Source organism: Catenovulum agarivorans YM01 (assembly GCF_000281085.1).
Taxonomy (GTDB): Bacteria; Pseudomonadota; Gammaproteobacteria; order Enterobacterales; family Alteromonadaceae; genus Catenovulum; species Catenovulum agarivorans.
In genome coordinates this window covers 100327-115803 of sequence record NZ_JH767535.1, presented here as the reverse complement: position 1 = coordinate 115803, position 15477 = coordinate 100327, and the positions used below count along the sequence as shown (strand labels likewise).

Annotated in this window: 14 protein-coding genes; all 14 read right to left on the bottom strand. The window is 39.7% G+C overall.

Features of this window, described 5'->3' with window-relative positions:
* Window positions 1-6: 6 nt before the first annotated feature.
* The 14 genes from WSC_RS0117525 to WSC_RS0117455 all read right to left on the bottom strand — a co-directional run bounded on the left by WSC_RS0117525 (window position 7) and on the right by WSC_RS0117455 (window position 15068).
* Window positions 7-531: an ExbD/TolR family protein gene (locus WSC_RS0117525; protein WP_016957257.1), complete on the bottom strand. Its 525-nt coding sequence runs from the start codon at window positions 529-531 to the stop codon at window positions 7-9.
* Between the two features lie 2 nt (window positions 532-533).
* A complete protein-coding gene (locus tag WSC_RS0117520; protein WP_016957256.1) occupies window positions 534-1076 on the bottom strand; it encodes a biopolymer transporter ExbD in 543 nt (180 codons plus the stop codon).
* A 376-nt stretch (window positions 1077-1452) separates the two neighbouring features.
* Window positions 1453-2100, bottom strand: a complete 648-nt coding sequence (locus tag WSC_RS0117510) for a MotA/TolQ/ExbB proton channel family protein (protein ID WP_016957254.1) — start codon at window positions 2098-2100, stop codon at window positions 1453-1455.
* Between the two features lie 6 nt (window positions 2101-2106).
* Window positions 2107-2460 carry a hypothetical protein gene (locus WSC_RS0117505; protein ID WP_016957253.1) on the bottom strand — a complete coding sequence of 118 codons (354 nt, stop codon included), beginning with the start codon at window positions 2458-2460 and terminating at the stop codon, window positions 2107-2109.
* 3 nt (window positions 2461-2463) lie between these two features.
* Window positions 2464-3282, bottom strand: coding sequence for a tetratricopeptide repeat protein (locus WSC_RS0117500; protein ID WP_016957252.1), 819 nt, complete (start codon window positions 3280-3282; stop codon window positions 2464-2466).
* Window positions 3266-6295 carry a tetratricopeptide repeat protein gene (locus WSC_RS0117495; protein ID WP_016957251.1) on the bottom strand — a complete coding sequence of 1010 codons (3030 nt, stop codon included), beginning with the start codon at window positions 6293-6295 and terminating at the stop codon, window positions 3266-3268. Before WSC_RS0117495 ends, WSC_RS0117500 begins: the two co-directional genes overlap by 17 nt.
* Window positions 6285-8300, bottom strand: a complete 2016-nt coding sequence (locus WSC_RS0117490; protein ID WP_157447337.1) for a coiled-coil domain-containing protein — start codon at window positions 8298-8300, stop codon at window positions 6285-6287. The genes WSC_RS0117495 and WSC_RS0117490 overlap by 11 nt, the downstream gene beginning before the upstream one ends.
* A 110-nt stretch (window positions 8301-8410) precedes the next feature.
* Window positions 8411-8950: a hypothetical protein gene (locus tag WSC_RS0117485; protein ID WP_016957249.1), complete on the bottom strand. Its 540-nt coding sequence runs from the start codon at window positions 8948-8950 to the stop codon at window positions 8411-8413.
* A gap of 50 nt (window positions 8951-9000) precedes the next feature.
* Window positions 9001-10155: a DUF3570 domain-containing protein gene (locus WSC_RS0117480; protein WP_016957248.1), complete on the bottom strand. Its 1155-nt coding sequence runs from the start codon at window positions 10153-10155 to the stop codon at window positions 9001-9003.
* Window positions 10142-10369: a DUF4266 domain-containing protein gene (locus WSC_RS0117475; protein WP_016957247.1), complete on the bottom strand. Its 228-nt coding sequence runs from the start codon at window positions 10367-10369 to the stop codon at window positions 10142-10144. The genes WSC_RS0117480 and WSC_RS0117475 overlap by 14 nt, the downstream gene beginning before the upstream one ends.
* Window positions 10362-10892 carry a peroxiredoxin family protein gene (locus tag WSC_RS0117470; protein WP_016957246.1) on the bottom strand — a complete coding sequence of 177 codons (531 nt, stop codon included), beginning with the start codon at window positions 10890-10892 and terminating at the stop codon, window positions 10362-10364. Before WSC_RS0117470 ends, WSC_RS0117475 begins: the two co-directional genes overlap by 8 nt.
* A gap of 11 nt (window positions 10893-10903) precedes the next feature.
* Window positions 10904-11539, bottom strand: a complete 636-nt coding sequence (locus WSC_RS0117465; RefSeq protein WP_016957245.1) for an outer membrane beta-barrel domain-containing protein — start codon at window positions 11537-11539, stop codon at window positions 10904-10906.
* On the bottom strand, window positions 11509-12258 hold the full coding sequence (locus tag WSC_RS0117460; RefSeq protein WP_157447336.1) for an SH3 domain-containing protein: 750 nt from the start codon (window positions 12256-12258) through the stop codon (window positions 11509-11511). The genes WSC_RS0117465 and WSC_RS0117460 overlap by 31 nt, the downstream gene beginning before the upstream one ends.
* 35 nt (window positions 12259-12293) lie before the next feature.
* Entirely contained in the window at window positions 12294-15068 is a 2775-nt protein-coding gene (locus WSC_RS0117455; RefSeq protein ID WP_016957243.1) for an HzsA-related protein, read from the bottom strand.
* Window positions 15069-15477: the final 409 nt, after the last annotated feature.

The window sequence follows — 15477 nt, the reverse complement described above, 5'->3', positions numbered from 1 at the left end:
GTCCCCTTAACCTGCTTGCACTGGTTTAGATTTTTGCTCAACTGCGAGCGATAAATCTCGATAGCCGACTTCTGCACAAATCGCCATCACTTCTTTTAACAAAGCGTATTCGGTTGTTGCATCGCCCAAAATAGTCACTGGCCAACCAGCTTCTGGTATTGTTGCACTACCGTTTTGTTGTTTCTTATCCAGATGAAATTTAAGCTCTTGCTCAATGCTTTGTTTAATTTTATCCAGCTCGTTTACTGCAGCTTGTTTATCACGGCCTTGCCAAACCAATCTTTCATGTACGAGTATTTTGTTGGCTTGAACAGTAATTGTAATATTTTCTTTAGGCAAAGTTTCCGCTACAGAAGCAGGTAGGGTTAATTCTTTATTATTTTGTAATACCCGAACTTCCGACTGATTAACCATTAAGAAAAACACCAAGATGGTGAATATATCCATTAACGAAACAAGATTTAACTTAGCCCCTGCGGCATTGCGTTTTCTGTGTTTAATTTGCCGACGTACTTTTGCTGATACACGCATAATTACAGCTCCTCTGTAGTTGGCTCAGCCAATTGGCTTGTTGGTGCATCGCCCAATGAGATATTGGGAAATAGCTCGGCGTCTACTAAGTTAGCCGCAACCACAGCTTTAAACGACCGCACAGTGTCCATAGTTGAAACTATGGTTTGGTAGTCGGTATTTTCAGCCAGCAATAATACAATGTCGGATTTTTCAATTTTTTGCTGCTGAAAAGTTTGTTTTAAACTTTGCAAATATTCAGATAGCTTTTGATATGGGTAACTGCCATCTGCTTCTTTGGCAAAATCTTTAAGCATAACATTGCTTGGGTAATTCAAAGTAAAGCCCTGATCGCTAACTACAAGCTCAAGTATCTGTTGCTCTGGATCATCTTCGCTTTCTCCTTCTGCTTGTGCGGGCAATTGAATATTTAAAATGCGTATTTGTGAAAAGACTAAACTCAACAACAATACAGGTACTAGCACTATCATTAAGTTCATAAATGATGTGATATCCAACTCAGCATCTTGCCGTACCTTTTTTAGTTTTCTTCTTCCAAAAGCCATATTTAAACCTTTTTCAATTTATCCTTTTTGTGCGCCATATTGAACAATCGAGTTAAGTAATTGAGCAATAATTAAGAGCAAAACTTCAATCGCCATGGATGGCGTTTGCGAGCGTACAAGGACATATTTACAGCGTTTTTGCGATAATTATTCTCAAATGCTTAACCTGCCGACAACTCAAAATCCAATAACTCCAAATGCACAATCCAGTTAAGCAGCTGCCGAACCAGTGGCAATCGTCGGCACCAAAGCATAGCTTTCGCAAACCGCTGTAAATACTTCCATGTACGCTTCGCTTTTTCATCCCTGAAAAAGAAATTTTGCTCTAAGCTATCGCTTTGATACCTGCTAAAGTACCAATCGAGTCGCTGAGGCATTATGCGTCCGAGTTTTGCTTCTTATACGACAAACCATTTAATAACTTGATGCCTGCCATTTCCAACATATCTTCAATTTCCGCCGTCTTATTCTGCAAATTCGTGTGAAAGAAAATAAGCGGAATAGCCGTAATCAAACCAAATGCAGTGGTATTCATCGCCACCGAAATACTTGAAGACAACAAATTCGCTTTCTCAGCAGGATCAGCATTAGCAACAGCAGAAAATGCAGCAATTAAGCCCATAATTGTGCCTAACAAACCCAATAAAGTTGCGATATTTGCAAGTGTCGCCAACATAGGCGTGCGCTTTTCTAAGCGAAACATATATTCCATAACCGTTTCTTCCATCGCATATTCAAGATCTTCTCGGCGTTTAACTTCTGCCATACGATTAATACCCGCTTGCAACACCTGCGAAACTTGCGCATCTGACTGAGCAACTTGTTGTTTAATGCGCTCTATGTCTCCCGCCTTTAAACTTGGATGTAAATTGCGCATAGCAATACGGTTGGCTTTTAAACTTGAAGATAAAACTAAATATCTTTCAATAGTAATAGCCAAACCTGTTACTAACACGGCGGCGATCACATAAATAAACGGACCACCTTCTTGTAAAAATCGAATAATTGAGTCAAATGCTGACATTGTTATTTACTCCTTTGCTGCGTTGTTTGATTGCCCTTGAGCAGCTACATTTGGCTGATTGCTCAAGGCTTGTAATTCATTGAAATAAACCGGTGTTAGTTGAGGTAACACAAGTTGTGTTTTCGGTTGATCAATTTGAATATTTGGCGTCATATTTTGCCAAGGCATTATGTATAAAACATTTGGCTGTGCTTGCTCACCTTTTACCTGGCTATTAATAACAACTTTTTTGCCAGAACTGGTGGAGCTGGCGGCTGAATTAGGGTTCTGATTTGCTGATACAGATTTACTGTTTGCGCAAACAGTAAACAGCACAAGGCCAGCAATCAGTTTTACGACTATTGATAATTTCTTGTTCATCGACTACCCCTGCCCTTGCTGCGCCGCTGCAGCTTTTTGTTCTACTGCAGCTAACCACATTTTAACTTGCCTGTTATCAGGCTCTAGCTGCAAAAAAGCTTGGTAATATTGTTTTGCGCCCTGCCAGTCACCCCGATATAAATCCAATAACACAGCGTAATTAAGCATGGCTTGTTTGAATTCTGGTTTAGCTTTTAACGCATCTTTGTAGGCTTGTTCTGCTTTATCAAAAATACCTTGTTGCTGATAAACCGTTGCCAACAAATGTTGTGCGTGTGCATGGTTTGATTGCTCGGTTATAACTTGCTCAAGTAGTTGTTGCGCTTTAACTAGGTTTTGCTGTTTTTTCGCGATTATGGCGCAGTTAATTAACGCACCAGTTTGTTTTGGGTTTAGCTGTAGTATTTGTTCGAATAAACTTTCCGCTTGTTTATAATCTTGCGCTCGCATGGCGTCTAACGCTTGTTTATACAAATCTTCAATTTGCTGTTGCTGCTGTGCAAGTTTTTCAGCCTGCTGTTGGGCTGCAGCTTGTTCTACAGCTAGTTGCTCAGGAGTTTTTAGTGATTTGGTTGTTTGAGCGGCTGGTGTTTCTGTCGTTTCTGAAAGTTTAGATTCCGATGATTCTGCACTCTGTTTTGGCGAGTCGGCTGAACTGATATCTGTGCTCGTTTGCTCGTTAGCAGTTTGATTGCTTGCGGCAACTTGATCAGTATTACCCGCCGTTAAACTACAACCAGTTAATAGCAACATAAGCACGACAATAGCTAACTGAAAAACGTTGCGAGATAGATCAGCTAAATATTTAGTTAAGTTCTTCATAAATCTCCACCTCAATCAAACTACGCTTGTATTGGGCCGGCACTAAGGCTGCAAGTTTATCTAAACTTTGGGCTATCCACTCATCATATTGATTTGTCCATGTACGGGCTAAATTAACTTGGTGTAGCTCAATAGCTTTTTCTTCAAACGGATAAGCTATTTCTTCCAAAATTAATTCGTATTCTTCAAGCGCAAATTCGTCGATCTCAGCAGGTCTTTCTGACTGCATAATTTCACGCGCTAAGGTGCGATAAAGCTCAGCTAAATGGAAATTAGCGCTAGGGACAAAATCCACTAAAGCAAAGTCTAATACTTGTTGATAATAATAAATTGCATCTTTCATCGCTTGTTGTTTTTTCGCCATACTTTGTTGCAAAGGCACAACTAATTTAACTCTATCAAATGTTTGATGATGTGCTTTTGCCAGTTCAAATGCAGCGAAACTCGCTAAGTATTCAGAGCGTTGTTGTGCTTGAGCTGAATGTAAACTTGCCTCTTTTTTATGGAATTGAACAATTTTGCGATACCAGAAATATTTTTTATTCAGATCACGCGGCTCATTGTAAAACTCAGCCATTTTTAATCTAACTTCTTGCGCCATATCAAAAGGTTTTGGGTAATTATGCGCGTATGTTCTAAGGGCTAACCGCGCAGCTTCCATATCATTGTCTTTGGCGTAATATTCGGCTGCTGTGTATTGAGCTTGGCGTGCTAGTTCGTAACCTTCAGGTTGTTTGGTATTAGTATTTTTTGCAATCAATTCTAATTGTTTAGCGGCAAGCGTCCACTCTTGCTGGTCGGTATAAACCTTGGCTAATTTAGCTGGCACAGCTTTAGCGTAATCACTATTTGGATACTGTTTACTGATGCGTTTTAACACAGCTACACCTTGGCTTTTATCCGCTTGTTCCATCAATATATCTGCTGCTTGGGTTAATGCATTTTGGGTATATTCATTGCTAAAAACAAAGTCAGCTACTTTTAAAAATTGATTTGCGGCTTGTTGAGGTTTTAGCTCCAATAAAGATTGTGCATAGAAATAAACACTCGCAGCGACTAAATTTTGCGTCTGCTTAAATAAATCTTTTTGGCTATTTTTATCTATATATAACAAAGCTTGCTGATAACTTCGCTCAGATTCAACATATTGTTTTAATTGATATTGTAAGTTGGCCACCAGCAAAGTCGCTTGTTGTTTATCTTTAGTTTTGCCATCTAGGTGCTGAATAATAAATTGTTGCTGGCTGATTAAGCTGACTAAATCTTGCTGGGCATAAGCGTAATCCGCTAATTGGCGCGCCATATATAGTGCACGGCGATCAGCTGGATACAAAGAGATAAAATCTTGCCAGTAGTTTGATAATTGTAGCTCTGTAAATTTTTGCTGCGGTTGCACTGATTGCGATTGTTGTTTTAACGCTTGCTGATAAACAATAATTAAACTGTAGAGGCTATCCGCACTACCAGGCTGAAGTTCAACCAACTTTTGATAATGCTCGATACTCGCAACATAATCACTGGCAATATATCTAGCTTGTGCTGCCAGCATAAGTTGTTGAATAAAAGTTTGTTGTTCATCTGTGGTTAAATTCAACTCAGCTAACATTTGCTGACTATTTAAGTATTTTTCAAACCAAATGGCAGCGATACGATAAGCAGCGCTTTCGTCTTCCTCCAAGTCGTAATCTGTATCTTGTGCTGTGGCATACAACTGGCGAGCTTTTAACAAACTAAACTGGCTTAAGTTGGCAAGTATTTGCTGTTGCTGCTGGTCGCTAAACTTATTCCATGCATCGGTGCCAATAAAATAGTCTTCAACAAATTTCACTTTGTATGCAAAAGCTTTGGTGGAATTTTCTGGATATAAAGCAATCACTTCTAGTAAAAATTCAGCTGCAGCGAAATTCTCTGGTTTGCGCTCTATATAAGTTAGATAAGTTGCTAAAGCTTCATTTTTAAGGTCTTTGGCTAACCAGAACTGCGCGAGTTTTTGATACAAAATGGGCTCTAATTCAGTTGTGTCTAGACCTTGTTGCTGCGCTTGTTCAATTAAGGCGACCAGCGGGTTTTCAGTTTGTTGTTCTGTTGCGGTTTCTTGTTGACTTGTTTCTTGTTGGTCCGTTTCTTGTTGACCTGTTTCTTGTTGGCTTAGCAGCAAAATAAGTGCGCGCTCAGCATCCGATATCATGGACGATGCTCTGCCTTGTTTAAGCTTTGCAACTTCACCACTTTGGGCAATTAACTTGATAAAGTGCTGGCTCGCATTTTGGTAATCGTTTAACTTAAATTGGCTCCACGCCAACATATACAAGGCATTGTTTTGATATTTACCTTGGCCAACAGCCAAAGCTTTAGTCAGTGCATCTCGTGCTCTTGGGTAGTTATTATGCGAAAAATAAATATCGCCAATACGAAAATAAACTTCTTCAAGATAAGTACTGGTTGGATAAAGCTCAGCTAACTTTTCTAATGTTTGTAAACTTAATAAGGTTTCCCCAAGCAAGCTGTATGACTTAGCCAGTTGATAATAAATTTTAGGGTTATTGCTGTTATTTGGGTAACTCGCTAATAATTCTTTAAAACGCTCAATGTTGCTGCGCAACATCTCATCTGAATTTTGTGCGCTATCTGCCACTGAGTTATCTTCAAGATCACTACCAACAAGTTCCTCTCCTTGAGCTTGCTCTACTTGATAAGTATACAACTCAGCTAAACGATAACGTATGTCTTCAACCACTTGGTTATCTGGTGTGGCAGTTAATATTTGTTGATATAAATCCGCCAATTGTTGTTTACGCTTGTACGCTGACTGCCAGAGTTTTTCTTCATCAATTGTTTGTTGATTTTGTTGTTGGTTAACACTGACCCAAGCACCTAGACCCTTGTTGTTTTTTGTATAAGCTTGCGTTTGCCCATCTATACTAGAGCAGCCCTGTAATGAACTAAACAATAGTGCAGATGCAAGAACAGACAAACCAAACTTAATGTTAGAGTTTTGGGAATTAAACATCATTGACACTCCCAGCTGAATCTAATTCGATTGTGCCAGCTTGGTTTTTGTGCTCTGCTCGCTCTGGTAAGTTTTCCAATAAGTGTGCAATTGCTTGTTGAGTGGTTAACAAGGCTTGTTCCAACATGCGTTGCTGTTGCTGATAAAAAGCTTGTACCTCTGTTTGATATTGCTGAGTTACTTGCTGTTTGCTCAGCTCGGTTAACTGAACAATGTGCTGATAACTTTGCTGAATTTGGGCAAAGTCACTTTTGTACTGATTGAGTTTAAACTGCTCGCTGGTTAAACTTTGCAACCTTTGTTCTTGTTGACTAAGCTCGGCTAAAGTTTTTTCAATTTGCAGCAATGCCTTTTTGTACTGCCAACTACGCTCGGGTAATTGTTGGTGTACTTGCCAATACAATACAGCCGCAACTTTATCTAGCCTTTGTTGGTATCGCGCTTTTTTCTTGGCATCTTTCTTTTCATTAGGGCGGCTATCGATAATTTGCTGGCTACGATTAAAATCAGCTAACCAAACTGCTTGTTGTGGCTCTAATGTTTTACTCAACTGATTTAACAGCTCAAGTGGTGTTTGTTGCAGGTTTGAATCAGCTGTGTTTGCGCCAATATTTTCAACTATAGCAAGCTCTTGGTTAAACTCAGTTAATTTAGCAGTTAGTTGACCAATCTGTTGCTGCAATTCTGCTTGTTGCACTGAATCTGCAATACGGGTAAAGCGCTTTTGCTGTACCTCAAGCAAATAATCAAACCACTCAATTTTTACTTTAAGCGCAGCTAACAAAGCATCTAATTGACTGACTTGGTTAATTAATTGCTTTGCTCCTGCTACCCCATTATTTTGCATGGCTAAACTGTGCCAAATATCTGGTTCTGGAACAGAGTTAGAGTTAGTCGATGGTGCTTGAGAAATACCAGCAACTAACATTTGCTGTTGTGAGCTGGGTAATTGTTTAATTGCTTGGGTTATTTCTGTTTCAAGTTGCTGATATACATTAAAAGCACGCACATATTGTTGTTGCTGTTGCCATTTTTGTGCGAGCAATGGCATGTTTAACCAATAATAATGGCTAATGCCAAATTCTTGTTTATGCAAGTTTAAAGCAGCTTCGCTTGCGGCTAATTCGTTCATTTGCATTAAAGTTAACGCGTATAAATATAGTGCGTGCTGGCTAAATACATTGTCGCGGGCAAAGTTTTCTAATTGTTGTTTTGCTTGCAAAAATTGCCCTTGAGCGAAAGAAATTTGGCTACGAATGATAGACGCGTAAGCAATTAGGTTTTCAAAGGTTTTACGAGGGCTCGTTTGTAGCGAGCTACTATTCTCTAAATCATCTAGATTGAAATCTTTTACTCGTGCAAACCAAGCCGTTATCTGGGTAGCTGCTTGTTGGTAGTTTTGCTGCTGATACTGATACACCACTTGGTTAAGTTGGTTGGTTAAATCCGCTAGCTTTGTCTCTTTTTTATCATTTTTAATGTTTTTAGCTGCAACTAACTGAGCAATAGTTTCACTGTCAGAGCCTATGTTTGGCCAATAAATAACTTGCGCCAAATTTAAGAACAAAGCTTGCTGTTTGTTTGTTAGTTGCTGCGGCTTATTAATTTGCTCTAAATAAAAGGTTGCGCTGATTAAGTCTTTTTGGCCGAGTGCAACTTGGGTTAGACCTAAAAAAACATCTGCCAACAAAACTTGGGTTTTACTGCGGTTATCGGTTTGCGAAAATTGATATTGTTGAATGCTGCTTTGTGCTTGCCACGGCATATTCAGCTGTAAATACAATTCGGCTAATAACTGATCATGTTTAAGTTGTTTATGCTTAAACTTTTCTAATAAAACAACGGCGTTGGACACTTCGCCTACTTGTTGTAGATAGCGAGCTTGGCGATAAATTTTATCGGCAATGGCTGTTTTATTGAGCTTGGTCGTGTTTTTTGCTATTGCCTCATCTGCGAAAGTCTTGGGGCTTGTAGAAAGAGCGAGTATTAGCGCAAAGACGAGTAGCATAACTTGTTTTAGCTTTGTGATTAAACCAGCTTTTTGCAAAGCAATTTCTCGTAAACAAGTGCACTGCAAATTATTTATTTGAAAGCTTATTCCGCGCCCCAAATCCATATTTATAGCACCCACTCTTCCACTTCAACTTTAGCTTGCTGGCTGCCAGTATCATCCACCAGCTTGAACTCAATCATGCTGGCTTCATCAAGCTTTTCAAAACTAAACTGTTTAGCTTTTTTAATGTTATTGCCTTGTTTGTCTAAACCAATAAAAAACGCAGTTAAGTTATGCTCACCCTCTTTGATATTGCCAATAAAGAGTTTTTGAATACCACCTTGTTCAAGCGCTGTACGCTGCCTGTCGGTGTACAAGGTGCCTGCAATGGGTTGGTCGTTTAGTTTAAGCTCAACACTGTCTAACTTAAAAAACTGGCCGACGTCTAATGAAATAAATACCGCTAATTGGTTACTTGCAGGAAACAATAAATCTTCTTCTAAAATAAACAGTTTGCGATTGAGCTCTAATACTTGTTGTTTGAGATCTTGAATTGATTGATTCAACTCACTGTTATTTGCCATAGCTATATTAAAAAAGCTGCTGGCAAAACTGATGCTGCTAACCACCAAAACTACTTTTAATAACTGCTTATACATTTTCATATCCTGTTCCTTGCCTCTAATACTAGTTATGGCTACCTGGCTTTGGGCACTTAAAAATAAATGCTGGCAAACACACGAATAACATCAGCGGAAAACTGATACAAAGGCTCTTCACCTATCGGCGCTTGCTGTTGAGTGTCTCTAAAATTATGATAATCAAAATCAATTCTGTCCCACTGCACACTCATTTCTGCTGGCCAATCAAAGGGCTGATAAGCTTTGGGTACAATGTAAGTTAAACTTGCACCAATTGTGGTATCAGTAAATTCACTCAGCTCTTTGTCGCGTGCTAAGTAATTTTGTGCGTTGCGATATGGGTATAAATCTTGATAAAACTCAGCTTGAGTTTGCTGATAATGACGCGTTTTTAATTCAAATTCCCAATCGGTAAAAATGGGTTGGCGAAACAAAATTTCGTAATCAGATGCTTGAATATCCCAGCTATCTTTAAAACCGCGATAGCTCAGCACAACTGCGGCTCGCCAAGGCAGAAAATAACGTAGTGATAATTTACCAGCTAGAGAGTTACGCGTTTCTGGATAAACCTCTGGTTGGTAACCGACACCCGATTCTGATTCTTCATCAATAAAACGGACAGCTCGATATGGATTGTTTAAAAAGCCGTTGCTAGCGATTGCTTCTAATTCGAAGCTCGCAATTAAATTGGAAGTTAAAATTTGACTGATGCCAGTGCGAACTCGGTAGCTTTGGGTTTGCGCGATAAAATTGTCGTCGCCATTGCGCTTTACTTCATCATCCCCATAGGAAATACCAAGTTGAACTGTTGTTAAATCACCAAAAGTATCGTGTGATACATTAAAACTAACTGACTGAGCTAGGTAATCATCTTCTTCACTTTGACGCAGCGATAAGGTCATTTGAGTTTTGTTATTTAGGTATTCAAAACCTAAATTTAGCTCGTCACGCTCTTCTTCATACGGGCTGGCGGTACTCATTACATCCACAGAGGCCGAGCTTATGGTATCAGCATAATAAAATGCACTGACAGCAAACGACTCAGAGGCTTTTTTGCGAATAAGTACAGCTGGACCGTCTATTTTCATGCCACCACCTTCATAACTGTGGTACATAACTTCAACTTTATCATCTTCTAAAACTGCGGCTTTAACTGTGCTGGATAACAACAGAGTTAGAGTTGTCAGCAATAACTGAATGAAGTTAAACAAGTGTTTAGTTACAGCCACAACCACCGCCTCCAGTGCCTTCTGCGCCACGCGCAGCTTCCCTAGCTTCGTATACGTGCGCGGCATGGCTTGCTGCAATACCATGGCGACTTGCACTCATGATAGGATCAGCTAAGTTTTGCCGCTCGTAAGGTTGTACCCAAGGTTTTATAGAACTGCAGCCAGAAATAGCACTACAGCTAATTAATAAAACCATTATGGCAAGTTTATTCACGAATAAGCTGCTTAATTGCTTTAGCATATTTCTTTTCATAACCTGCTTTATATCCTTTAAATTCGGCTCTTACTTTGCCATCTCTATCAATTAAAATTGTTGTTGGCATAGCGGCAACTTCATAGGCTGCAGTTACAGTATTTTCGCTATCAAACATAATAGGGAAAGACACTTCAATTTCTTTTAAAAAGCCTTTGCCCGGCTCTGGGTCTTGCTCAACATTAACGCCCCAAACAGCAACACCTAAATCACTAAATTGCTGATGTAAATCTTCTAGTGCTGGCATTTCTTTGCGGCAAGGGCCACACCATGATGCCCAAAAGTTCAGCAATATAATTTGTCCTTTTTGTTCAGACAATTTTACGTTGTTACCTGCAACCGTTTTTAATGTGAAATCTGGTGCTGGTTGGTTTTCTTCTAACGCCCATGCGTTGTTTGCCACAGCCAATAAACTGATGGATACAAGCGCAGCTTTACAGCCTTTTTTAAATTTATTTAGATAGTTATTTATCGCTAAAGTCATTTTGCAACCCGTTAAAAATAAATTGAAAATCCAGTATTAAAACTCAAGTTGTGGGTGGTTTTATTCACACCAGTAATTTGAGTATCAAAAATTAAGTTTTGCATTGAGATATCCCATGCAAGCCAGTCGGTTAAAAACACCCGAAATTGGCTAGCAATCGCTAATGCAAATTGGTCTTGCCCTGCAAATTGCACATTGCCCCCACCTAATTCGAAGGAAAATGCACTATTAAATGCAAGTTCGGGAGTAATAAACACTTCGCCTGGCATTAGGTTATAACCGACATTTAACCCATAATATTTCAGTTTTCTTTGCTCGTCGTCTAACAAAGGCGACACATTAGCGAGCTTTTCAAAGCTAGTTAATCCCCCTTCACCTTGCGCGTAATTAGCCTTGAAGTAGAAAAACTCATTTAAGTGATAACTTAAATTGGCTTGATACCAAGTGTCTGAACCAAAATCTTCGATGCTTAATATGCCTGCCTGCACACCAATAGAAAAATTTTCATCGTCGAGCTTATCTAAAGTTATCTCACGAGTTGTTTTTTCATCTTCAGCTTGCACTTGTGTGGCAAACACTGCCATTGCCAACACACATACCATTGGCAAAATTTTATTTAGAAAAATGCGCTTATCCCAAGTTTCCATATGGTTAAATCTTCATTTAAATCACGATCTGTTAATGCCAAAGCTTGCTGTGCTTCAGCGCGAATGACAAAGTTTCTTGCCAAATGATATTTCAAACCAAACGCCGCTAACATTAGCGTGTGGCTACGTGTTTCTGCTTGTGCCAACACTGAATGCGGCTGAATATGCATGTAACCGCCACCAGCTGATACATATGGTGTTACCGTCCAATCAGGGAACAAATGCATAGTCAGTTGCAAACTATAAATATCACTATTAGAGCTTTGCCCTAAAACCTTACCTGCAGTTAGCTCGGCGGCAACACTTGCGTCAAACTGGTAGCTCAAATTTAAGCTGTAATATGTCGCTTCTTGCATTTGTCCAAACAATACACCAACTTCCCAATCACGCGCTAAATAATCATCTTGGCTGATGGCTAAATCTGATATTTTTTGTGTTGCTGTGGTTAGTTGTTTAAATGCATCTATATGCACCCAACCTTGGTTTGTACGCCTGTCTATTACTTTTATCCAAGATCCACGTTTGCGCTCAATACTGAGCATTTCACCTTTTTCTATTACATTGGTGACTGGATATGCCCAACCAGGGCCTGAATGTAATTCGACAAAAGCTACATTTACTTCAAGTGTATTGCCTTGTTCACTGTTAGTTGTTTGTGCATTTACCCACGCAGGTAAACTCAAAAACATCAATAAAAGCAGTGCTAATTGTTTAATCATTTTATCCATACTTTGCATAGTTAACTTTTATTCCTTTATTGAGGATAAAATGGATTGTTGTAATACTGACCGCCCAAATCTAACCATTCAGAGATCAGTCTTAACTCTGCTGGGCTAAGCATGTTTGTGTGATCAACCGTTTGGCTGTCGGCATCAAATTCGCTGAATAACTGGAAAAACCTTGAACTGCTACGTGCCCCACCCGTTGAGAGAATATTGCGTACAGGAATGGTGGTTAATACAGGAATAGGCTGCTCATTTTCATCTAAAATCAACTCCCCTTCTTCGTCAACTTCGAATAATGGGTTACCGTCACCATCGGTTTGTTGAATAAGTTTGTCTTGCAAAATACCGTCCACAACCTCTTGTTCAACATCATTAAACATAAGTTCTCGATAGCTGGTAAAGTGACGCGCTTGCTCAGTTGATGCACTATTGCTTAAGTCTAATTGCCCTGGCGGTACTTGTGCTAAACCATCTGCATCTTGAGCTGCATGGCAGGCGGTACATTGATTATTGCCTATCACCACAGGGTTTTCATCATCTAGGGTTGTAGGGTCAAAAACTTCACGTGATAAGTCCCAAATAGGCTGAATATGCCATGGGTAATTAATTGAGATGCGGCAATAAAATTGCCATTGGCTAAAACATACAACACCTTCAGGTTGTGGCGTTTGTAAGTCTGCATAAACTAAGTTTATTTGTTCGAGCGCTGGCTGTGCGGCACTATTGCTGGTGTCTGTCCAAACATCGGTTAACTGCATATCCGCTTTAACAAATTGTGCGCCTAAAAGCCGCCATTTAGTTTGTGCCATTGTTTCGCCAATTTCTGCGGTTAAATCTGTTTTGCCAGCGTTAAAAGCACCACTTGCTGCAGCACCCGAATTAATTGGCTCAACTTGGCTATCTAACCTGCCATGGGTTGATGGGGTATTTCTGTCATGACAGCCTGTACATTTGAGCGTTTCCCCCGCGGTTAAGCTTATCCAATGCTGATGGCGTCTACCAATACGTTGACCATTTTCATCTACCAAACTCAGCATAAAAGGTGTATTGGCTGGTAAAGTAACTTTTACTGAACCATCTGGCTCAATTGGCGCATAACCAATAATTTCGCGCATAAGTTGACCCGAGCTACGGCCAAAATCAGTCCCTCGGATTGTGCGTACATCTCGCGGCGGCATTGGCACACCACGAATAAAACGTACCATTTTAACCGGCATATCGTTTTGATTGTGCAAAGTTAAATCTTGTAACTGGCCAATTGAACTGCCGTAATCAAGCTCTCCATCCATATCAAACACACTGGCGATATCTAATACCCCCAAGTTTTCCGCGGCCAACTCAGGCGAGATATTCCCATCTGTATTTTTAATCGCTGGCGCTACGTAAGGCTGCATCACAAAAGCTTGTTCAATAATCTGATTTTCTACTTGGTTAGTAGATTCACTTTGCTCGGTTTGCTCTGCTTGGGTATTTGATGTGCTGCGATTCACTAACTGCTGAGTTTTGTTGGTTGGATCGTACAACCATAACTCGTAAGCTGGCGGCGCTAGTTGATATTCCTCAGCAGCTACATCTTTAACTTGTTGACAAGTTTTTACTTTTTCTTGGTGGATAACCCGACATAAACTCAAGCTTAATAACAAACGGCCGCTGCCATCCTGCATAGGGAATAAATCTGCCAACTGACCCGAGTAAGTGGTTAAGTCTTCATCTGCCAGATTAAAATCAAAATTAAATTGGCTGAGCAAGGGGTATTTTTGCGTTGATGCGGTTTCAATATCCTCAGCGGTAATATCTAAATTATCTTCAACATAATCATTGATATTTAATAGAATAGGGATAATTTTAAATTCGCTGTCTGCTTCTTGCTCGGCTAACCATAATAAATTGCCATCATCCATATTGATAAAACGGCGAAAACGGCTGGGTAACTCTAAGTTTTCATTAATGCTATGTTGCTCGGTAGACCAACCATAAACATAAGAATTTTCGCTACCGTCAGGATTTACTCGATACAAGCTGATGCGATTATTACCATTGGTATCCCAACGGTTATATAAAATACTACCGTCGTCCAAAACATGCGGATACAAATCGTGATTCATATTAAAGGTGATTTGCTGAATGTTTTGCCCCAAATCATCCATAACATGTAAGTTTATTGACGTTGCATCACGCCTATCATTTAGTGCTAAATACTGTGGCCTGCCTTCGTCAAGCAACAAGGCTTTTGATGTTTGCTGGCGGGTAGAAGCAAAAACAATGCGGCCATCCGGTAAATATTTCGGCGAAAAATCATCGGCTAAATTGGCAATTTCGTCACTTTGAATAATTGGATAAAAAGTTTTACTCGAATGTTGATACGACCAAATATTCCAGGTTTGTTGCTCGTTTAACTCTGCTACATCATCACCGGTAAATTGTACTTTTAGCGAAAAGAGCAACTCGTCGCCATTTGGCGCTAAGGTTAAATCTTTAATATCGAATACAGCATTTTCGCCAAAATACTGTTGAAAAAAAGCATCACTGATATTTGTCGCTTTCGATAGAACCGAGGCATTGTGCTTAAGCCAAATAGCAGCACCTGGGTTAAATTTAGTAGGGTTTAAAAACTCATGACTGGCTTGAATCGTTTGGTCGTCAACCGAATAGCTGACGCTGCGCTGTAAAAACACCACAGGGTATTCAACCAACACAGGATCTAATTGTTTTCCTGACTCATCGTTTGTTTGCGTGTCTTGTGTACACCCAAACAAAAGAAGAAATGTCAGCGCGACTCCGCTACAACTCAAAACCGGATTCATGCTTAATTCCTTTAATCCTTTTTTATATCTATAAATTATGCACCTAAGTGCATGTCCAAATTTGTCTGAAACATCGTGCCTATTGAACACATGCTAGAGCATAATTATCGCAAAAACGTCAAACACCACCAGCGCATGTCCAAGCAAGTTCAGAGGTTAACTAGAACAAGTGTAAGAGATATAATTTAGAGCAAAACCTCTTTTTCATGGATGAAAAAGCAGAGCGTACACGGATGTATTCACAGCGTTTTTGCGAAAATTATACTCTTGGACTTGTTCGACAACTCCTGTTGCGATAATCATGTTCTAGTGCTTATCCAACTGCACCAAGTCAAAAATCGATAACAACTCATCAGCCAAACTGGATATGTACTAGAAATAAGATTAAGAGCAAAACTTCAATCGCCAT

Bases quoted from the DNA above. Each gene is read 5' to 3' on its own strand.
- WSC_RS0117525 (WP_016957257.1), bottom strand. From the start codon at position 531: ATGCGTGTATCAGCAAAAGTACGTCGGCAAATTAAACACAGAAAACGC.
- WSC_RS0117520 (WP_016957256.1), bottom strand. From the start codon at position 1,076: ATGGCTTTTGGAAGAAGAAAACTAAAAAAGGTACGGCAAGATGCTGAG.
- WSC_RS0117510 (WP_016957254.1), bottom strand. From the start codon at position 2,100: ATGTCAGCATTTGACTCAATTATTCGATTTTTACAAGAAGGTGGTCCG.
- WSC_RS0117505 (WP_016957253.1), bottom strand. From the start codon at position 2,460: ATGAACAAGAAATTATCAATAGTCGTAAAACTGATTGCTGGCCTTGTG.
- WSC_RS0117500 (WP_016957252.1), bottom strand. From the start codon at position 3,282: ATGAAGAACTTAACTAAATATTTAGCTGATCTATCTCGCAACGTTTTT.
- WSC_RS0117495 (WP_016957251.1), bottom strand. From the start codon at position 6,295: ATGATGTTTAATTCCCAAAACTCTAACATTAAGTTTGGTTTGTCTGTT.
- WSC_RS0117490 (WP_157447337.1), bottom strand. From the start codon at position 8,300: ATGCTACTCGTCTTTGCGCTAATACTCGCTCTTTCTACAAGCCCCAAG.
- WSC_RS0117485 (WP_016957249.1), bottom strand. From the start codon at position 8,950: ATGAAAATGTATAAGCAGTTATTAAAAGTAGTTTTGGTGGTTAGCAGC.
- WSC_RS0117470 (WP_016957246.1), bottom strand. From the start codon at position 10,892: ATGACTTTAGCGATAAATAACTATCTAAATAAATTTAAAAAAGGCTGT.
- WSC_RS0117465 (WP_016957245.1), bottom strand. From the start codon at position 11,539: ATGGAAACTTGGGATAAGCGCATTTTTCTAAATAAAATTTTGCCAATG.
- WSC_RS0117460 (WP_157447336.1), bottom strand. From the start codon at position 12,258: ATGATTAAACAATTAGCACTGCTTTTATTGATGTTTTTGAGTTTACCT.
- WSC_RS0117455 (WP_016957243.1), bottom strand. From the start codon at position 15,068: ATGAATCCGGTTTTGAGTTGTAGCGGAGTCGCGCTGACATTTCTTCTT.